Annotated in this window: 15 protein-coding genes and 1 pseudogene; 5 read left to right on the top strand and 11 right to left on the bottom strand. The window is 70.8% G+C overall.

Annotated elements, in window-relative coordinates:
• Positions 1 to 12: 12 nt before the first annotated feature.
• From ABZ842_RS17500 to ABZ842_RS17480, 5 genes are all read right to left on the bottom strand, one after another.
• Positions 13 to 1,581, bottom strand: a complete 1,569-nt coding sequence (locus ABZ842_RS17500) for an FAD-dependent oxidoreductase (protein WP_361537562.1) — start codon at positions 1,579 to 1,581, stop codon at positions 13 to 15.
• Complete coding sequence (locus tag ABZ842_RS17495) at positions 1,578 to 2,324, bottom strand: methyltransferase domain-containing protein (protein WP_361537561.1); 747 nt, start codon at positions 2,322 to 2,324, stop codon at positions 1,578 to 1,580. Before ABZ842_RS17495 ends, ABZ842_RS17500 begins: the two co-directional genes overlap by 4 nt.
• A complete protein-coding gene (locus ABZ842_RS17490) occupies positions 2,321 to 3,535 on the bottom strand; it encodes a lycopene cyclase family protein (RefSeq protein WP_361537560.1) in 1,215 nt (404 codons plus the stop codon). Before ABZ842_RS17490 ends, ABZ842_RS17495 begins: the two co-directional genes overlap by 4 nt.
• Positions 3,532 to 3,771 carry a hypothetical protein gene (locus tag ABZ842_RS17485; RefSeq protein ID WP_361537559.1) on the bottom strand — a complete coding sequence of 80 codons (240 nt, stop codon included), beginning with the start codon at positions 3,769 to 3,771 and terminating at the stop codon, positions 3,532 to 3,534. Before ABZ842_RS17485 ends, ABZ842_RS17490 begins: the two co-directional genes overlap by 4 nt.
• Before the next feature lie 289 nt (positions 3,772 to 4,060).
• Complete coding sequence (locus tag ABZ842_RS17480; RefSeq protein WP_361537645.1) at positions 4,061 to 5,002, bottom strand: MerR family transcriptional regulator; 942 nt, start codon at positions 5,000 to 5,002, stop codon at positions 4,061 to 4,063.
• A 217-nt stretch (positions 5,003 to 5,219) separates the two neighbouring features.
• Here ABZ842_RS17480 and ABZ842_RS17475 point away from each other — a divergent pair, with 217 nt between their 5' ends.
• Positions 5,220 to 5,828: a sigma-70 family RNA polymerase sigma factor gene (locus ABZ842_RS17475; RefSeq protein WP_361537558.1), complete on the top strand. Its 609-nt coding sequence runs from the start codon at positions 5,220 to 5,222 to the stop codon at positions 5,826 to 5,828.
• A gap of 1 nt (position 5,829) precedes the next feature.
• On the opposite strand, the gene ABZ842_RS17470 is transcribed toward ABZ842_RS17475, so the two are convergent.
• Positions 5,830 to 6,486, bottom strand: a complete 657-nt coding sequence (locus ABZ842_RS17470) for a MarR family winged helix-turn-helix transcriptional regulator (RefSeq protein WP_361537557.1) — start codon at positions 6,484 to 6,486, stop codon at positions 5,830 to 5,832.
• Between the two features lie 176 nt (positions 6,487 to 6,662).
• Between ABZ842_RS17470 and ABZ842_RS17465 the strand changes: the two are divergent.
• The 4 genes and pseudogenes from ABZ842_RS17465 to ABZ842_RS17450 form a co-directional block, all read left to right on the top strand.
• A pseudogene (locus ABZ842_RS17465) lies at positions 6,663 to 7,259 on the top strand (aldo/keto reductase); the annotation flags it as partial.
• Complete coding sequence (locus ABZ842_RS17460; RefSeq protein ID WP_361537556.1) at positions 7,234 to 7,944, top strand: hypothetical protein; 711 nt, start codon at positions 7,234 to 7,236, stop codon at positions 7,942 to 7,944. The pseudogene ABZ842_RS17465 and the gene ABZ842_RS17460, both read left to right, overlap by 26 nt.
• Positions 7,945 to 8,033: 89 nt before the next feature.
• On the top strand, positions 8,034 to 10,616 hold the full coding sequence (locus tag ABZ842_RS17455; RefSeq protein WP_361537555.1) for an alcohol dehydrogenase catalytic domain-containing protein: 2,583 nt from the start codon (positions 8,034 to 8,036) through the stop codon (positions 10,614 to 10,616).
• Positions 10,617 to 10,656: 40 nt separating this feature from the next.
• Complete coding sequence (locus ABZ842_RS17450; protein ID WP_361537554.1) at positions 10,657 to 12,045, top strand: DUF6056 family protein; 1,389 nt, start codon at positions 10,657 to 10,659, stop codon at positions 12,043 to 12,045.
• A gap of 81 nt (positions 12,046 to 12,126) precedes the next feature.
• Here the strand turns inward: ABZ842_RS17450 and ABZ842_RS17445 are convergent, their stop codons facing one another.
• The 5 genes from ABZ842_RS17445 to ABZ842_RS17425 all read right to left on the bottom strand — a co-directional run bounded on the left by ABZ842_RS17445 (position 12,127) and on the right by ABZ842_RS17425 (position 19,855).
• Positions 12,127 to 13,650, bottom strand: coding sequence for an aldehyde dehydrogenase family protein (locus tag ABZ842_RS17445; RefSeq protein ID WP_361537553.1), 1,524 nt, complete (start codon positions 13,648 to 13,650; stop codon positions 12,127 to 12,129).
• Positions 13,651 to 13,793: 143 nt separating this feature from the next.
• The gene (locus ABZ842_RS17440; RefSeq protein ID WP_361537552.1) at positions 13,794 to 15,362 is read right to left on the bottom strand and encodes a GMC family oxidoreductase N-terminal domain-containing protein; all 1,569 of its coding nucleotides are present in this window, start codon (positions 15,360 to 15,362) and stop codon (positions 13,794 to 13,796) included.
• Positions 15,363 to 15,418: 56 nt separating this feature from the next.
• Positions 15,419 to 16,924 (bottom strand): amino acid permease, encoded by a 1,506-nt coding sequence (locus tag ABZ842_RS17435; RefSeq protein ID WP_361537644.1) that lies wholly within the window; start codon positions 16,922 to 16,924, stop codon positions 15,419 to 15,421.
• A gap of 77 nt (positions 16,925 to 17,001) precedes the next feature.
• Positions 17,002 to 18,474: an aldehyde dehydrogenase family protein gene (locus ABZ842_RS17430; RefSeq protein WP_361537551.1), complete on the bottom strand. Its 1,473-nt coding sequence runs from the start codon at positions 18,472 to 18,474 to the stop codon at positions 17,002 to 17,004.
• Positions 18,475 to 18,601: 127 nt separating this feature from the next.
• A complete protein-coding gene (locus tag ABZ842_RS17425) occupies positions 18,602 to 19,855 on the bottom strand; it encodes a GAF domain-containing protein (protein WP_361537550.1) in 1,254 nt (417 codons plus the stop codon).
• Positions 19,856 to 19,888: the final 33 nt, after the last annotated feature.

Below are 19,888 nucleotides of genomic sequence, written 5' to 3'. Positions count from 1 at the left end.
ACCGGGCACTGGTCAGTGGGATGAGCGGCGCCCTGCGACGGTTCCGAGCGCCCGGAGCAAGGGGGAACGGCCCGCCCGGGGGACTGTCCACAGGACCTGCCCGCGCACCCCCCGGTCGGCGAGCAGGGCGTTCGCGGCCAGGAAGCCCGTGGTGGCAGCCCGTTCCATGAGGGCGACGGGCAGGTCGCAGCGGATTCCGTCGCCGGCCAGGGTCAGCCACGGATGAGGAGTGCGCACGGCAGGGCGCCGGCGGTGGGAGCCGACCTCGAAGAGCGGACAGTCGGAGCGCCACTCGTGCCGGGCGTCGACGACGCGCGCCTCGCGGGTCTCCGGATACACCTGGTGCAGCCGGTCGACGAGCATGTCCTGCACCCCCTTCGGTTCGGCCGCCGGATCCACGGCGTAGGCGTGCAGTTCCACGACCGAGCCCCCGGTCCTTGCGGCCCAGCGGGCGGCCTCGCCCTCGTACCGCTCCAGGACGCTGATGTTGTCCAGCCCGCCGTAGCCGCTGGTGCCGAGGAATCCGGGCCGGTCGGCGCGGACCGGCCGGTCGAGCCAGAGCCGGGAGACGAGGAACGGCGGCGCGGTGCGCAGGGCCGCGACGTCCTCGCACCAGTTGGACGTGCCCAGGCCGGGTGACGCGCCCACGATCCGGCGCAGGCCCCCGGGGTCGAGGGCGAGCACCACGGCTTGGTGCCGCTCGGCGCCGGTGTCGGTGTGTACGTGCGCTCCACCGCCGGCGAGGGGGAGCACGCCGTGGACGGGGGTACCGGAGCGGATGTCCACCCCGAGGCGCTGGAGGTAGTCCCCGAGCGGGTCCCAGAGCGCCTGGGGGAAGGGTTCGCCCGGTACGTCGAAGAGCAGCCCCTCAGCCGATCCGAGGAAGTAGATGTGGAACATCAACACCAGTTCGGCGGCGGACAGTTCGCGCGGGTCGGCGAAGAAGCTGCGGGAGAACACCTCGAACGCCAGGTGGTGCGCAGCTTCCGGGAAGTTCACGCTGCCCAGGAAGCCCGTTGCGGTGACCTCGTCGAAGCGTTCGTACACCTCGGGCACCCGTACGTCGAGCAGCGGCAGGGCCGCCCGGGCGTCCATGGCGGCGAGGTCCCGCCAGCCGAAGCTCGGACTGAGGGCGACGAAGCCGAGCGCGCTGAAGGGCGGCGTTCTCGGGACTCGGGCGAAGCTGTCGGTCAGTCCGCCACTGTGCCGCAGGGGGTAGTCGGGCAGCGGCGTGAGCAGCGAAAGGGCCGGGTCGGTACGGCGGAGGAGCCCGCGCAGGTTGTAGTACTGGCGGAAGAAGGCGTGGAACCCGCGGGTCATGGTCACGGAGGAGCCGTCCGCCAGCCTGGTGGGCCAACCGGCGAGCCGGCCGCCCAGTGCGTCCTCCTTCTCGTACAGGGTCACGCGGGCACCTCGCTCGGCCAGTAGGGTGGCCGCGGCGAGACCGGCGATCCCGCCACCGATCACCGCGACGGACGGCCCGTCCCCGCGCTGGAACCGGTCCCTGCCGGGTGGCGGAGCCAGAACCTCGGCCTTGCGGTCGCGGCCCCGTCGGGCGGTAGCGGTACGGCGGGCCGTCACCGGACTTGCTCCCTTGCCGTGGTGGGGTGTGCCGGGCTCGGGCCGTTGCGGGCGAGGAAGGTGTGCACGATGCCCGTCTGCCATCCGGCGACCGGGGCGACGCGCACGTCGGTCAAGCCGGCTCGCGTCAGCCGGTCGGCGAAGGCCGGGGCGGTGTCGAAGGCGATGACGCTGCGCCAGAGGTGGCGGTACAGGGCCCGGTCGCCGGTGAGCGTTCCCGCCGGGATGACGACGCCCTGGCACACCGCCGTCCACAAGGCCCGGTGCAGCCGCCGGCCGCTGAGGGCGTACTCGTGGGCGACGAGACGTCCGCCCGGCCGCAGCAGGGTCCGGACGCCGTCCAGGACCGCGTCCGGGTCGGTGACGTTGCGGAACAAGTAGGCGGCGAAGACCGCGTCGAAAGGGCCCTCGTCGGCCGCCGTGACCTCCTCGGCGGTCAGGTGCAGGAACCGCACGCGTGCGGGCCACGGCTTGGCCAGGGCGCGGCACAGCATGCCCGCCGACGCGTCCACAGCCGTGATCCGGGCCCGGGGCGCGACCCTGAGCAGGGCCCGGGTGGAGGCGCCGGTACCGCAGCCGAGGTCGAGAACGTGCAGTCCGGCACCGTCGTCGGGGAGCCGCAGCCGGCGGGCCGAGCGCAGGAGGTCGGCGTGGTAGCCGGGGTTGAGGGAGGTGAGGCCGTCGTAGGCGGAGGCGGCGTGGTCGAAGGCGCGGGCCAGGTCCTGCTCGCGCAAGAGGCTCATCGGTGATCTTCTCCGGGGCTTGCGAAGGGCTGGGAGCGTCGGGGCACAAAGGGCAGTTCGGCGGCCGTACGAAGCATCGGCAGGACAGGGGTGCGCAGCCCGATGGCCCACTCCTCACGCAGGGAGGTGGCGCCGTCGAGGAAGCGCAAAAGGCGCTCCGCCGGGATCCGGCGGAACAGGTCGGTGAAGAAACGCGGGCCGTCGATGCGCCCGGTGTCCAGGGCGCGCAGCAGGACCGCGTCCATGGCCGAGGCCCTGCGCCCGTGGGGCGGGGGGACGGTGGTGCGTCCGTCGCGCAGGGCGGCGGCGATGGCCCTGCTCTGTCGCTGCACCGCCGCGAAGGTGTAGCCGGTGGCCGCACGAGTGGCGCCGCCCGCGGTTCCGACACGGAAGTGGGCGGGACCGGCCCGGCGCGGAAAGTGGGCGTCGGTCATGGGAATGACCCCCTGCTCCGCCCGTTCCACGGTGAGCGCGCCGAGCCCGAGAACGTCTCGGCAGTAGTGACCGAGAGCCGATTCGTACGCCTCGGTGGTCAGCGTTGCGCCGGAGAACTCGGTGTACTCCACGAGCGCCCGGTCCGGTGCCAGCGGCAGGACGTAGCCGAAGGCGAGTCCGTGCGACGGCTGCGGGACCCGGAAGTCCATCAGATCCGCGACCGAGGGGTCGAACCGGTCGGTGTCGGTACGTACGAACCAGCCCCGGAAGTGCTGCAACAACCGTGTGCGCGCCGGCGGCAGGACAGGCAGCGGCCGTGAGTCGAACACCCGCCGGGCGCGCAGTGCCAGGGACCGGCCCCCGGGCAGCGTGCACCGGACCTCCGCGCCTGCGGGCACACCGTGCACCGATTCCACCGTCGCGCGCAGGAGACGCCCGCCGTCCGAGCGGGCCAGGCGGTCGTGGACCAGTCGCTCGAAGTCGGTGGAGCGCACCATGCGGTAGGTGAACGGGGCAGGTCCGACATTGACCGGCCGACGATCGGCGCCGTGCAGACGCAGCACGGACCAGGACGCGCTGACCGCCTCCTCCAGGCCGTCGATGCCCGAGTCCCAGTAGCACCAGGTCCGTTCCGGGGGCCGGAGCGGACCGTCCGGCGGCTCGACCACGGTCACCGTGGCGGCTCCGTACTCCGTCAGTCGGTGGGCGAGGCTGAGACCGGCGGCACCACCACCGATGACGACCACGTCGGAGTCCTCGGCGGAGCGGGGCGTCACCGGGTTCGCCGTTCGACGACGGGGCTGTGCACGGCCCGAGCGCACGACCCGGGGCCGTGGACGTCGCAGCCGCCGGCCCGGGCGCCGGGATGCGCCCGCGCGGTGTGGACCAGCCGGCCACGGTCGCGTCCGATGAGGGCCACATGGACGCCACGGTCGGCCGGTTCTTCGGTGATCGCATCCCTCAGCGCTGCCGTGGCACCGGTCACCAGGACACGGGTACTGCTCAGTTCCACGCTTCACCCCTCGCTCCGACCAACGGGTTCACCCGATCGTCACTGCTTCGCGTCCCAGGCCGTCCGCGGATGCGGCCGGACGCCTCTCACGCTCCGTCGCCACCACGACCGTCGGGGCCGGCGCCTCGCTCCAGACCCGTGTCGGAGCGCGGCGCGAAGGCAACGCTCGCCCGTGGACGAACGACGCGGGCCGCGACCACCGGTCCAGCGGACCACGTTCCCCGGCCGCTGCCCAGGCGCCACGACCAAGTGCCGGCGGACGGCAACACGTCACGAGGAGTCCGCCACGTCACGAGGAGGCCGACGACTCCAGAGCGGCGACCGCCTCGGCGAGTCCCGACGGACGTGCCAGGCCCGCCACCGCCTGCCCCGCCCAGCCGGGTCCCAGCGTCAGCACGACCGGCCTGCGCCGGGCACCGCGCACCCCCCACTCCATGGCTGCGACGTGCTGGGCCAACGGCCGGCTGGCAGTGGTACGGGACTGCGCCCACAGCCCGACCGCGGCCGGCCCGGTCCTGCGCACGGCCGCGACGAGCGACTCGACGGGCAGGGCACCGCCGAACATACGCACCGGAACGCCGCGTTCCGTCAATGCCGCGGCCAGCACTTCCAACGGCAGGGTGTGGTTCTCGCCAGGGACGCAGGCGAGCACCGTCGTGGCGCCGGCACGGGCGGCGACCGTGTGGGGCGTGGCGCGCCGCAGCGCGCCGGAGACGTGCCAGGACAGGAAGTGCTCGACCTCGACGTACTTCTCGCCCGACGTCTCCCACTTGCGGCCCACCGCCTGGAGCGTCGGCACGATCACGTCGGTCCAAGCGTCGACCAGTCCGTGCTCGGTGATCGCGTTGAACAGCAGTTCGTCCAGCGCGGCGGCGTCGAGGCGCAGGGCGGCCCGGGCGATTCCCCTGCACTCCTGGCGCACGTCACCGAGCTGCAGACCGCTCCCCGCCCGGCTGCCGGCCCGGGGCGAAGTCCGCTGTGGCCCGGCAGTCCGTCGCGGCCGGGTCGCCACCGGTGATTCCCCGTTGACCGCGAGCCGCGCGGCCTCGGCCGGGGGCAGCCCCGTCGCCGTCAGCGCGCACATCCGCTCCAGCCGTGCCACGTCCCCGGCGGTCCAGCGCCGGTGCCGGCCGCCCGTGTGCGCGTCGGGCCCGAGGCCGTACCTGCGGTCCCACGTGCGGACCGTGGTGGGGGCCACCCCCAGGCGCCGCGCCACCTCGCCGGTGGTCAGTCCGCCGTCCGGCGGGCCGCCCTCGCAGTACCGGCCGCCGCGACCCCCACCGTCTTCCTCATCAGGCTCACTCACGCCTCCACCGTACGACGCACAAACGACGCACTTTGCCTGCGTCGTTCGTGCATTTCACACTGCAAGCACGCGCACGGCGGACCGGCGGACTTGCCGTCCGGGCATTTCGTCCGCGGACGGCACCCGGCAGGAGGAACGTGCCATGAACACGACCGTGCGAGCGGGTACCGCTCTGGTCACGCCCGCGGCGCAGGCGCGGCACGAGGAAGACCTCGCCCGAGGCCTTGTCGCCGCCGACGAGGACGCGTTCGCTGGCATCTACCGGCGCTGGGGACCACTGGTCCACACCATGGCCACCCGGTCCCTCGGCGACGCTCACGAGGCCGAAGACGTGACTCAGCAGGTCTTCATCGGCGCCTGGGGCGGGCGGCACGGCTTCCGCCCGGAGCGGGGCGCACTCGGCGCCTGGCTGGTCGGCATCGCACGCCGCAAGATCATTGACGCGCTGGCCGCCAGGAAGAGGCGTCTGGCCCTCGTCGACTCGGCGGCCCACGAAGCCACGCCCGCCCGGTTCGTCCAGGAGATCTCCGGCGAAGTGCTCGACCGCGTGGTGCTGGTCGAGGCCCTGTCCCGGTTGCCGCACGCTCAGCGCGAGGTGCTCTGCATGGCCTTCTACGAGGACCTCACGCAAGTTCAGATCGCCCAACGCACCGGTGTGCCCCTGGGGACGGTGAAGAGTCACGCCCGTCGCGGCCTGCACCGACTGCGTCTGGCCGTCGACCTCGACGACGCGCACGGAACGGGCGGCTGACTCAGTCCGCGGTACGCCTCTGTCCGCTGCGGGTCGTCGATGTTTCGGCCGGAGGCGACATCGCCGTGACCGCGTCGGGGTGCTCGCGCTTGATGGCGGCGTCGACTGCGGCACCGATGCGGCGCAGTGTCGCCAGATCCTGCGGCTCGATCTCATCGATCAAGTACTCGCGGACTGCGGCGACGTGTCCCGGCGCTGCTGCCACGACCACCTCGTAACCGGCCTCGGTCAGCGTCGCATTGGTGCGTCTGCCGGAACCGGGGATCCGGGTCCGTGTGATCAGTTCGCGCTTCTCCAGCCGTCCGACGACATGTGACAGCCTCGACAGCGACGCCGCCGTTCGCGCGGCCAGTGTGCTCATCTGCAGCGTGCGAGCCGGCTGTTCGGAGAGGACCGAGAGCACCATGTACTCGAAGAAGGTCAGCTGAGCCTCGCGCTGCATTCGCGCATCCAGTGCAGCCGGCAGGCTGATCATGATCGCCGAGTTGGCCAGCCACGCCGCCAGCTCGTCGCCGTTCAGCCATCGCGTTTCGGCAACCGGACCAGTGGGCTTCCTCGAACCGGAGCCTACTTCGGCAGGCGCCGTCGCCTTGGACGCCGACCCTTGCCGTGGACGCCGGCGGCGCCGTTCGCCCGTGTCATCTGCCGTGCTCGCCATGAGGACATCCTAGCCCCACTTGTTGATGCGTCAAGTTCTCCGCGTTGCCGTCCGGCGGACGCGTGACCGACAGCGGCGCTGTGCGCCGTCGACGCCGTACGCGCCCTTCCGCGGCGCCAGACCGGTTCCCGCACGGAAGAGCGCGGCCGGCGAACAGATCCAGGAAAGGACAACGGATGCAGTCCACGTCGCTCGGTGGGCTCGATGTCTCGCGCATCGGCCTGGGTGCCATGGGGATGTCGGCGTTCTACACCGGCGCCGGTCGGGACGACGCCGAGTCGATCCGCACCATCCGGCGCGCTGTGGACCTCGGTGTCACCCACCTGGACACCGCCGAGGTGTACGGGCCCCGCGTCAACGAGGAACTGGTGGGCCGCGCGATCAGGGGCCGCCGGGACGCGGTCGTTCTCGCCACCAAATTCGGCCTCGTCTCCCACGCCGGCCGGCCGGGCCCGGACAGCACCCCAGCCAACATCCGCACGGCTGTCGACGGCTCCCTGCGGCGGCTCGGGACCGACCACATCGACCTCTACTACCAGCACCGGGTCGACCCCGGCACTCCCGTCGAGGAAACGGTGGGAGCGTTGAGCGAGTTGGTGGACGCGGGCAAGGTCCGCCACATCGGACTGTCGGAGGCGGCCCCGGCGACGATCCGCCGCGCCCATGCGGTCCATCCAGTGGCCGCCGTGCAGACCGAGTACTCGCTGTGGACCCGGGACCCCGAGGCCGAAGTGCTGCCCACGCTGCGTGAACTCGGCATCGGACTGGTTCCCTCTCATCGGTGACCCTTCGATCGACCTCGTCACCGTCGCGGTGAAGGTCCCGGCTCACCGCGAGCTCGTCCTGGCGGCCCTCGCAGCCAACAAGGCCGTGTATTCGGAGTCGCCGCTGGGCGCGACCGGAGCGAGCTTCCTCACCATCGCGGCGGGCCACGTCCTGGATGTCATCGAAGCCGTTCTCGGTGACATCACCGAAATCGACGCCCGCACCGAACTCCTTTGGCCACAGGTGAAGTTGGTGGACACCGGCGCGATGTCCGTCCGCGAGGTCCCGGATCACCTCGACGCCATCGTCAAGACCTCGTCGGGGGCGCCGGTCGGAGTGCAGATCCTGGCGGGCGTACCAGCCCCCGACGCCCACTTCAGCCTGGAAGTACGCGGATCGGACGGCTGGCTGAAGCTGACTGGCAACCACCCCGCAGGCGTTCAGGTCGGCGACCTCACGCTCTCGTCGAGCGTCGACTTCACCGCGCCCGACCGCCCCGTGGCCACTGGCACGGGACCCACCGCCGCCGACATCTGGACGGGTGCTGCCATCAACGTCGGCGAGGTCTACGCCAGCCTGGCCCGCGACATCACGAACGGCACCCACCACACCCCGGGATTCCAGCACGCCGCCCACAACAGCCGCCTCATCGCCCGAGTCGAACAAGCCGCTCTGACCGGCGTCCGACACTGACGCCACCACACCCCATTCGAGGAGTCGTTGATGATTTCCCGCTACCGTCACCATGGTGCCCGCGGCGCTTCGCGGCAGGCTCGCAACGCATGACCACGTCCGCGCGTGCCGCCGTCCTCGAAGCGCAGGACGGCCTGTTCGAATTCCGTGACATCGAGATCGAAGACCCCCGACCCGACGAGGTACTCGTTCGCGTGGTCGCGACCGGAACATGCGCGACCGACGCTCACGTGCGGGCGCAGCGCATGTCGACGCCGCTGCCGGTGGTGCTCGGGCACGAGGGCGGGGGAGTCGTCGAACGTGTGGGGTCCGCTGTCACCACCGTGGAACCCGGCGACCACGTCGTCCTCTCCTACCACTCGTGTGGCCGCTGCAAGCCGTGCATGTCCTCTCACGCGGCCTACTGTGACAACCTCTGGGCAGCCAACTTCGCAGGTGCCCGCCTGGACGGCTCGAACGGTCTGCACGTCGCCCACGGTGCCGAGCCGCACGGTCACTTCTTCGGCCAGTCCTCGTTCTCCACCCACGCTCTGACCCACCAACGGAACACGATCAAGGTCCCCCGTGATCTGCCCCTCGACGTCATGGCCCCGCTGGGGTGCGGGCTGCAGACGGGCGCGGGGGCCGTGCTCAAGGCCCTCGCCGTTCCGGCGGGGGCGTCCTTCGCGGTGTTCGGCGTGGGCGCCGTGGGCTTGGCCGCGGTCATGGCGGCTCGCGTCGCCGGTGCCACCACCGTCGTCGCCGTCGCCGTCGCCGTCGACGTCGACGACGGCCGGCTCGACATCGCCCGCGACCTCGGAGCGACGCACACCGTCAACCCCGCCCAGGTCGAGCATCTGACCGGCGCGCTCCGCGCCATCGACGAGCGCGGTCTGGAGTACGTCCTCGACACGAGCGGCCGTGCGGAGAACCTCGACGCCGGGATCGGTGCCTTGGCACCGCTGGGCCGGTTCGGCTTCGTGGCGTTCCACGAAGGCGCAGGCGCCGTGATCGACGCCGGCCGGCTCACGCTCGGCCAGTCGTTGCAGGGCATCATCCAGGGAGACGCCGTCTCGTCGCTGCTGATCAACGACCTTGCCCGGCTCTATCGAGCGGGCCGGTTCCCATCGACCGAGTGCTGTCCTTCTACGACTTCGCCGATATATCAACACCGCGTTCGAGGATGCGGGCTCAGGCCGCGTCACCAAGGCGGTCCTTCGATTCATGCCACCGAAGTAGCCCACCCGTTCGACAGATTTTCCAAGAAGAAGAGAGGAAACCTGTCGTTGTGCCAGAGCATTCAGAAACCCATCAGGGTTGAAGAAACCCCGAGTTTCTACGGGATCGACCACTACGGATTCCCTCGCGCGGGGGCGGACGACCCGCCGGACCCCGAGGGGTACTACCCCCCTTACTTCCAAAGCGAGCACTTCCGGAAGTACGGCTACCACGTTGAAGAACTGCGCGGCGGCTTCCACTGGGTCACCAGTGCCGGCTACGACGCCGCATTCGTGGTGACCGAGGAGGGCGTGGTCGCGATCGACGCGCCACCGACGCTGGGCGAGAACATGATGGCGGCCATCGAGGACGTCACCGACCAACCGGTGACCCACGTGATCTACAGTCACTGGCACGCCGACCACATCGGCGCGGCCTCCGTTTTCGGTCCCGACGTCGAGATCGTCGCCCACCGCATCACCAAGGAACTCCTGGAGCGCTTTCCCGACCCGAAGCGTCCCCTGCCGACGAGGACATTCGACGATGAACTCGTCCTCGAAGTGGGCGGAGTCAGCCTGCAGCTGTCCTACAAGGGAGAGAACCACTGTCCCGGCAACATCTTCATCTACGCACCCCAGCAGAAGGTGCTCACCGCCGTGGACATCGTCAGTCCAGGTAGCGTCACGTTCATGCACTGCGACGCCTCGCAGAACATCTCCGGCTGGTACGAGGCCCAGTCGCAGATCCTCGAATACGACTTCGACTACTTCGTCGGCGGGCACCACATGCACTACGGCACCTACGAGCAGGTGAAACTGTGCGTGGAGTACTTCGCCGACGTGCTCGAAGGGGCGACCGCGGCCGTCGAGCGGTTCAGCCGCTCGGACGCGCTCGCCGACATCGTGACCGGAACCGGCTGGAACAGGATATTCGTCGGCACCGAGAACTGGATCAATTCCATGGCGAACTACACCACCCGTCATGTCCTCGAAAAGGAGACCAGCGACGGACGGCTCTGGTGGGAACGGCTGGCAGGGGCCACCACTCAGACCAAATACCACGCGTACACCGTGCTGGAGTCGATCCGCCTCGAACGGCCCCGCCCCGACTACCGCGTGCGGGGCGAGAATCCCCCGGTCTTCCTGAGCTGGCACCGTCCTGAACGGTACGACCGTGTGCGCGGTGCGGCGGACGCCCTCGATCCGTCGCACCGCGCACACGTGAGCGACGCAGCGCCGATGCCAAGCGAATCGGCAGGGGTGAACACCGTGGCCAGGTGGCCGTACGCATCCCGGCAAACAGGTGGATTCCCCGTCCGGCGGCACATCTTCTCGGGCGTGCGGTCGATGCCATGGCATCCTTCGTTCGCGGTCGATGTCTTGGGGGACGGGCGAGAAAGGCGGATCCCGTATGACCGTGGGTGCTTCAGGCGCCGCCCTTCCGGAGCCTTCGGCGAAGGACGAGGAGTCCCCTAGCCGTGCCCGTGCCCGGTCTCGCCCGTGGAACGAGTCGTTGGTGGTGGCGCTCGCCATGCTGCCGCTCGGCCTTCTCGTCACCGCCGCCTGGTTCGGGCAGTACGTGCGGCCCGGAGCGGACGACTGGTGCTTTCTGCCCGCCACCCGCGACCACGGAGTCAGCGGGATGGTCGAGAAGTTCTACCTCAAGGACAACGGCAGGATTGGAAACGCCCTGCTGGTCGGGGCCTACGCGAGGTTCGGGGTGGCGGGGCACCAGTGGTTCGCCCTCGTCAGCGCCCTCGTCGCGCTGGGAGTTCTCTGGGCGGTGATCGCGCTCGCACTGCGCAGGGCGGACATGAAGGCGGCGCGCGGCGTGCCGTTGTTCGTGGCGTCCATGGTGACGGCGTTCTTCCTGCTCGCAAGCCCGAACACCTACAAGACGTACTACTGGCCCGCTTCGTCGATCTCCCACACCATGGCACCGGTACTCGTCTGCGCCGCGCTCATCCCCCTGCTGCTCGCCCGGTCCCACCGGGGCAGGGTGGCGGCGCTGGTCGCCGCGCTCGTGGCGGGCATCTTCCTGGGCACGTTGTCCGAACAGACGTCGATCGTCAGCCTCGTCGTGCTCTCGTGCGTCCTAGTGCTCAGCGGTCGGATCTTCGCAGCACGTCGGCGGGGGTACCTGCGGCTCTGGTGCCTGACGGGAATGGCGGGGATCGGCACGGGGACACTCGTGCTGCTCACCTCGCCCGGCTCCCGGTCACGGCGTGAGCGGTACGAGGTGACGACATCCCTGCTGTCGCCCGAATCACTGCTGGGCTCCCTGCGGGCCTTCGGGCACATCGCCGTCACCCTCCTCACGACATGGCAGTACGTGGGCGTGGTCGCGACCGGGGTCCTGCTCGGCCTGCTGTGCACCGGCCCTGGAAGGAGGACGACACCGGTCGTACTGACCCACCGACATCTCCTCGCCGCCGGGGGAGTCATCGCCTTCGCGGTCTCGGGCTACCTCTGCACCGTGATCGCGTATCCCTACTTCGGCTCAGGGGTGGCGACGGCCACGCGCGTGTGGAACGACTACCTCCTGCTCTATGTCGTCCTGCTCGTCGGCGCCGGCGCCCTCCTCGGGCGCTCGTTGCGGCTCCGCGGCCGGCCCGCCGGAGCTGCCAGGAGGATCGGCGCGGCCGTCTGCGTCCTCTGCTGCCTCGGGTTGGCCATCTCGCTCGGCCGCCTGGGTGACGAGATGAGCGTACGGGCGCGGGCTTGGGACCGGCAGGACGATTGGCTTCACGCGCAGTCAGCGAGTGGAGCCCGGGTCCTTCCCTACCGGCCGACGTCGGTCAGCGGTATGGGCGAGCCCTTCGGCAAGCACGGGAGCTGGCCGGCCGAGTGCGTCGCCGACTACTACGGTCTTGACAAGGTGACTCACGGGCGCCACCTCCCGTGAACCGTCTCACGAATGTCTGACAGGGCGACGTGAAGGGCGCCCGACCGGAAGCGTCCCCGGTCGGGCACCCTCGTCCGGCTCCTAGAAGAAGCCCAGCTTCTTCGGCGAGTACGACACCAGGACGTTCTTCGTCTGCTGGTAGTGCTCCAGCATCATCCGGTGCGTCTCCCGCCCGATTCCCGACTGCTTGTAGCCGCCGAACGCCGCGTGCGCCGGGTAGGCGTGGTAGCAGTTCGTCCACACCCGCCCCGCCTGGATCTCGCGGCCCGCCCGGTACGCCGTGTTCACGTCACGGGTCCACACGCCCGCGCCGAGGCCGTACAGGGAGTCGTTCGCCGTGCGGATCGCCTCCTCGAAGTCCGGGAAGGACGCGACGGCGACGACCGGGCCGAAGATCTCCTCCTGGAAGATCCGCATCTGGTTGTTGCCCTCGAAGATGGTGGGCTGCACGTAGTAGCCGCCGGCCAGTTCGCCGTCGTACTCGATCCGCTCGCCGCCGGTGAGCACCTTCGCGCCTTCGCGGCGGCCGATGTCCAGATACGAGACGATCTTCTGCAACTGCTCCCGGGACGCCTGGGCCCCGATCATCGTCTCCGTGTCCAGGGGGTGCCCGGGCACGATCTTCTCGGTGCTGGCGATGCCCGCGTCCAGGAAGTCCCCGTAGTGGCCGCGCTGGATCAGCGCCCGGGAGGGACAGGTGCACACCTCTCCCTGGTTGAGGGCGAACATGGTGAAGCCCTCGATCGCCTTGTCGCGCAGGTCGTCGTCGACGGCCCAGATGTCGTCGAAGAAGATGTTCGGCGACTTGCCGCCCAGCTCCAGCGTGACCGGCTTCAGGTGCTCCGACGCGTACTGGAGGATCAGCCGCCCGGTCGCCGTCTCCCCGGTGAAGGCGATCTTCGCCACCCGCGGACTGGACGCCAGCGGCTTGCCCGCCTCCTCTCCGAAGCCGTTGACGATGTTGACGACCCCGTCGGGCAGCAGATCGGCGACGAGGCCCATCCACAGGTGGATGGAGGCCGGCGTCTGCTCGGCCGGCTTGAGGACGACCGCGTTGCCGGCGGCCAGGGCCGGCGCCAGCTTCCACGCCGCCATGAGGATCGGGAAGTTCCACGGGATGATCTGGGCGACCACCCCGAGCGGCTCGTGGAAGTGGTACGCCACGGTGTCGTCGTCGATCTCGCTGAGCGAGCCCTCCTGAGCCCGCAGCGCCCCCGCGAAGTAGCGGAAGTGGTCGATGGCGAGGGGGATGTCCGCGGCCAGGGACTCCCGCACCGGCTTGCCGTTGTCCCAGCTCTCGGCGACGGCCAGCTGCTCCAGGTGCTCCTCCATCCGGTCGGCGATCTTGAGCAGGACCCGGGAGCGGTCGGCCGCCGGCGTGCGGCCCCAGGCGGGTGCGGCGGCGTGGGCCGCGTCGAGGGCGCGCTCGACGTCCTCCGCGGTGCCGCGGGCGACCTCGGTGAACGGCTGCCCGTTGACCGGGCTCGGATTGTCGAAGTACCTGCCGTGGACGGGGGCGACGTACGCGCCGCCGATCCAGTGGTCGTACCGGGACGGGAAGGAGACGATCGCGCCGTCGCTGCCCGGCGCTGCGTATCGGGTCATGAGCCTGACCTCCCGGGGAGGTGCCGCCCGCCGTTGGACGGCGTTCCCCGGGAGGCTAGGGGACCGGGGGTTGCGAACGGGTTGCGGCCGACGTCACGCGCACGCCGGCCGGTCCCGCCCGTACCCCGGCTACGAACCCCCGGTCACCGATCCGCCTTGATCATGTCCGCGCACTTCTCGCCGATCATCATGGTGGTGATGCACGGGTTGACCGCGGGCAGGAACGGCATGACCGACGCGTCCGCCACCCGCAGGCCCGGTACGCCCTTGACCCGCAGCCGGGCGTCGAGCGGCGAGTGCCGGTCCTGCGCGGCTCCCATCCGCACCGTGCCCGCCGGATGGTAGACGGTGTTGTGCGTCTCGCGGACGTACGAGAAGAGCTCGTCGTCCGAGCGGACGTCGGGACCCGGCGCCAACTCGCGCCCCGCCCAGTCGGCCATCGGCGAGCGCGCCACGATCTCCCGGGCCAGCCGCAGCCCGTACGTCATCACCCGCACATCGTGCTCGTGGGTGAAGTACCGCGGATCGACCTTCGGTTTGTCGCGAAAGTCCCGCGATCGCAGCCGCACCGTCCCCATCGACCGCGATCGCGTCACGTTCGGCGTCAGACAGAAGGCGTTGTCGCTGGTCGGATAGCCGCGCCGATAGGTGTTCAGATCGAACGGCACGGAGCCGTAGTGGAACATCAGGTCCGGCCGGTCGAGACCGGGTTCGGTGTCGGCGAAGATCCCGATCTCCCACCACTGGGTGGACGAGGTCACCATCGGCTGCTTGGCCTCCCACATGATCACCCCTTCGGGGTGGTCCTGGAGGTGGGCGCCGACACCGGGGGAGTCCACGCGGACCTCGACGCCCGACTCCCGCAGGTGGTCCGCGGGTCCGATGCCCGACAGCATCAGCAGCTTCGGCGAGTCGATCGCACCGCAGCTGACGACCACCTCGCGCCGGGCGGTGACCGACCCCGTGTGGATGGTGTCCGGCTGCAGGTACTCCACCCCGGTGCAGCGGCCGTCCTCGGCGAACAGCAGCCGCTTGGCCTGCAAGCCCGTGCGCACCTCAAGGTTGGGCCGCCGGCCCAGCACCGGATGGAGGTACGAGACGGAGGCCGAGGACCGCGTGCCGTCCTCCCGGGCGTTGATCTGGAACCAGTTCGCACCCCGCACCACGGTCCTGCCCGTGTTGAACGGGGTGGTGGGTATGCCCGCGTCGGCGCACGCCTCCAGCAGAGCAGCGCCGCAGGGGTCCACCGGGGGAACGGTACGGATGGTGACCGGACCCGACCGGCCGTGGTGGTCACCGGGGGCGTCGTTGCTCTCCAGCCGCCGGTAGAGCGGGAAGCAGTCGTCGGCGCCCCAGCCCGTGGCACCCATCGCGGCCCACTCGTCGAGGTCCTCCGCCGGGGCCCAGAAGGCGATGCACGAGTTGTGGGACGAGCAGCCGCCGAGGACCTTCGCGCGGGCGTGCCGCATGAAGCTGTTGCCGCGCTCCTGCGGCTCGACCGGATAGTCCCAGTCGTAGCCGGACTCCAACAGGGCCATCCACCGCTCCAGTTGGAGGATGTTGTCGTCACCGACGTCGGACGGGCCCGCTTCCAGGACGCACACGCTCACGTCGGGGTCCTCGGTGAGCCGGGCGGCGATCACGGCTCCGGCCGTACCACCCCCGACCACCACGTAGTCGTACTCGGGGACCGGGCTGCTCTGTGCGGACAAGACGTCTCCAGGACGGAAGTGAACGAAAGGAGGAGGAAGATGAGGGGGCGGGGACGTCAGGACACGGAGTCCGACGGCGCCCGCGGCGGAACGACCGCGCGGTGCTCCGCCAGCACTCCGGTGCGCCGCCGCTGGACGAACCAGTAGTACGCGAACCCGCCGACCGCGACGACGCCGATGAAGAGGAACGCTCCCCAGCGCAGGTACCAGTGCTGCTCACCGGTCGCGTTGTAGACCTCGGCGCGCGGCCAGGCGAGGTTGAGGGACATCACCGCGCCCCACACCACGGCGACCACGTTGACCGGCAGGCCCCATCGGCCGAGCGAGAAGCCGCCGTCGACCGGACGCCAGGTGCCGCGCAGCCGCTGCACCAGCATCGGCACCGTCACCAGCAGATACGCCAGATAGATCATGATGATCGCGATGCTGGTGATCACGGAGAAGATCTGCGGCTGGTTGACGTTGACGACCAGCACCGCGACGCCGACCACGCCGATCACCACCGCGGGCAGGACCGGCGTGCGAAAGCGTCGGCTGACCCGCGCCAACTGGCGTGACGCGGGCAGGTTGTTGTCCCGCGCCATGGCGAACATCATCCGCGTGCCGGCGGCCTGCACCGCAAGCACGCAGACCGTGATGGCGACGACCACGCACCACAGCACGACCTCGCCCATGTCGGCGCCCAGGGTCTCCAGGACGACGTACTGCAACCCCTTCTCGGACAGCTCCTTCGACGCCAGGTCCGGGACCGCCATCAGGGCGAACAGCAGGATCAGCCCGCCGATGAGGAACGACGCCACCAGCGCCCGCAGAATCGCCCGGGGCGCGTTGCGGCTCGGGTCGTGGGACTCCTCGCCGAGGGAGGAGGCGGTGTCGAAGCCGTACATCACGTACGCGGAGGCGAGCGATGCCGTCAAGAAGGCGCCGAGGTAGCCGAGGCTCTGCCCGTCGCCCAGGCCCTGGGTCTCGGTGAGCACGTCGGCGGGGCCGCGGGTGATCTGCGAGGCCAGCAGCACCACCAGGCCCACCGCGGCGATCAACTCGATGAAGACACCGGCGGAGTTCATGCGGGCCATCAGCCGCACGCCGAAGGCGTTCACGAGGGTCGAGAAGACGATCAGGACCGTGCCCAGCAGCACCGCGTTGGCCGCCGCGTCGGTCGCGCCGCTCCCGTCGCCCACGACCTGGAACCGGGCGTCGATCTGCGGCAGCGTCACCTGGTACGCGAGGGCGACCGCGGACAGCGTGACCATGGTGGCCGCGAGCATCATCCAGCCGCCGAGCCAGCCCACGTGCGGCCCGCCCAGCGTTTTGGCCCAGTTGTAGACCGAGCCGGCCACGGGATAGCGCGCGGCCAACTCGCAGAAGCACAGCGCCACCATCAACTGGCCGACGAAGACGATCGGCCAGGACCACCAGTACGCCGGGCCGCCGAAGGACACGCCGAAGTAGAACAGCTGGAAGGTGCCGGTGAGGATGGATATGTAGCTGATCCCCGCGGCGAAGGTGTGGAAGTTGCCCAGGGTGCGCTTGAGTTCGGGCCGGTAGCCGAGGGCGCCCAGGGCCGCGTCGTCGTCCCGCGCCGGGGACTTCCGGTCCGGCGATCTGCTCGCACCGCCGACCTCCTCGCGCGTCCCGCTCACTCGAACCACCCCTGCGGGCGGGGCGCGAGGTTGTGCCAGACGTGCTTGGTCTCCTGGTACTCCGCGAGCCCCGTGGGACCGAGCTCGCGCCCGAAGCCGGACTGCTTCATGCCGCCCCATTCGGCCTGCGGCACGTAGGGGTGGAAGTCGTTGATCCAGACCGTGCCGGCGCGCAGGCGCGACGCCACCCGGTGGGCCCGGCCCACGTCGCCGGTCCACACCGCGCCTGCCAGGCCGTACACCGTGTCGTTGGCGAGGGCGACGGCCTCCTCCTCGGTCCCGAACCGCTCGACGGTGAGCACCGGGCCGAACGACTCGTCACGGACCACGGACATCCCGGCCGTGCACTCGTCGAGGACGGTGGGCAGGTAGTAGAAGCCTTCGGCCAGGGTGGGATCGTCGGGCCTGGCGCCACCGCAGCGCAGCACCGCGCCCTCCGCGATGCCGGCCGCCACGTACGCCTCCACCTTCGCGCGGTGGGCGGCGGAGATCAGCGGCCCGGTGCGGGCCTCCTCGTCGAAGGGCCCGCCGAGCCTGATCCGTCGGGCCCCCTCGACGACGGCGTCCACGAAGGCGTCGTGCACCTCGTCCTGCACCAGCAGCCGGGCGCCCGCGGAACAGACCTGGCCCGAGTGGAGGAACACCGCGGTCAGCGCGTGGTCCACGGCCGTGTCGAAGTCGGCGTCGGCGAAGACGACGTTGGGGTTCTTGCCGCCGAGTTCCAGCGCGATGCGCTTCACCGTGGGCGCCGCCGCTGCCATGATCCGCCGGCCCGTGGCCAGCCCGCCCGTGAAGGAGACCAGGTCCACCCGCGGATCCTCGGCCAGCGGGGCGCCGACCTCGGGACCGGAGCCCAGGACCAGGTTCGCCACGCCGTCCGGGAGCCCCGCCTCGACCAACGCGCGCATCAGCAGCACGGCGGTGTGCGGGGTCAGCTCGCTGGGCTTGAGGACGAAGGTGTTGCCCGCGCCGAGCGCCGGGGCGACCTTCCACGCGGTCTGCAACAGCGGATAGTTCCACGGGGTGATCAGCGCACAGACCCCGACGGGCTCGTGCACGACCCGGCTGTCCGTGTCCGAGCGGCCCGTGTCCACGATCCGTCCGGCGCCGGCGCCGGACGCCGTCAACTCGCCGAAGTAGCGGAAGCAGTTGGCGATGTCGTCGAGGTCGTACTCGCTCTCCACCAGCCGCTTGCCGGTGTCCAGTGACTCCGCCCGGGCGAAGACGGCCTTGTCGCGCTCCAGCAGGTCCGCGACGCGCAGCAGCAGCCGGCCGCGTTCGGCCACGGGCGTCGTGGGCCACGGGCCCCGGTCGAAGGCGTCCCGGGCCGCCGCGATCGCCGCCGTGACGTCCTTGGGCCCCGCTTCGGCGACCGCACCGACGAGCGTTCCGTCGGCGGGACACCGGATCTCCCGCACGCGCTCGTCGAGTGCGGCGGTCCATCGACCGCCGATGAACAGTTCCGACATGAGGGGGCGCTCCTTCGATCCGACCTGGTGGGACCCCTGGCGCGTACCCGGAGCTCCGCTCGGTATGCCAGCCTTTTCAGAAAGGTCGTTCTTAAGTCCGTGCAGGTCGCGGCGGCGACAGCGGCCGTCAGGTGCGCTGCCACGCGTCGATCTCACGCACCCGCGCCAGCGCGGCGGCGCGTTGGGCGCCGGCCAGCGCCGCCGCCAGCGCACGCCACACCGCGAGGTCGTCCTCGCCCCACGGGCTGTACGCCCAGTCCGCCAACAGCCCCGGATCGCCCCGGGCGATCAGCGCCGCCCGCAACTGGTCCGCCAGTCGCCGCCGCAGCCGTACGACCGCGGGCGCCAGCGAGGCCGGCAGCAGCGGCCCGGCGTACGTGCTCACCGCACCGGTCACCGTGCCCGCCGCCAGCCGCCGCGTCACGGTGTCGAAGTCCGCGTCGATCGGCTGGGCGAGCCGATAGGGCCGCGACAGCAGCAACTCCGGCCCGAGCAGGGCGCGCAGCCGGGACAGCTCGGCGCGCAGCGTGACCGGAGTGACCGTTTCGTCTTCGTACAGCTCCGTCAACAGCTCCTCGCCGCCGATGCCCTCCGGCCGGTACGCCAGCAGGACCAGGATCTCGCTGTGCCGCCGGCTCAGCCGCACCTTGCGCCCCTCGACCACGAGCAGCGCCTCGTCGCGACCGAGGGCGGAGAGCTGGACCCGGCCGGCGGCGGGCGGCGGTTGGAGCAGTGCGAGCTGGTTCTCGGCGGCGCGGGCCAGCGCCTCGACGAACGCCAGGCTGTGCGGATGGGCGAGCCGGTCCCCGCCCGTGATGTCGACGGCGCCGAGCACTCGCCCCGTCGTGGGGTCGTGAATGGGCGCAGCGGCGCACGTCCACGCCTGCACCGGGCGGCAGAAGTGCTCGGCGGCGAAGACCTGGACGGGGCGGTCGACGGTGATGGCGGTGCCCGGGGCGTTCGTCCCGGCGACCGCCTCGGCCCAGCGGGCGCCGGGCACGAAGTTCATCAGGTCGGCCTTGCGACGGGTGGCCTGCGGCCCGTCGACCCACAGCAGCCGGCCGTACGCGTCGCAGACCGCCACCAGGTGCTCGCCGTCCCGGGCGTACCCGCTTGTCAACTCCCGTACCAGGGGCATCACCCGGGCGAGGGGATGGCTCTCGCGGTAGGTCACGAGCGCGTCGTCCACCAGCTCCACGTCGACCGTGGCCTCCGGTCTCACCCGGGCGCGTGCGGAGCGCCGCCAGGAGTCCGCCACCACCGGCCGGACCGGCCCGTCCACCGTGCCCGCCGTCACATACGCGTCGTGTGCCCTGCGCAGTTCGGCGATCCGTTTCACCGGATCGACGCCCGGTTCCAGGGCCACCCATGAGTGAGTCAACTCGGCCTCCCAGGTCCCCTATCGTGACCCAGG

Origin of the sequence: Streptomyces sp. NPDC047315, from assembly GCF_040643215.1 — a bacterium.
Lineage (GTDB): Bacteria > Actinomycetota > Actinomycetes > Streptomycetales > Streptomycetaceae > Streptomyces.
The sequence above is the reverse complement of the archived record's forward strand: the minus strand, read 5'-3'. Positions and strand labels throughout refer to the sequence as shown.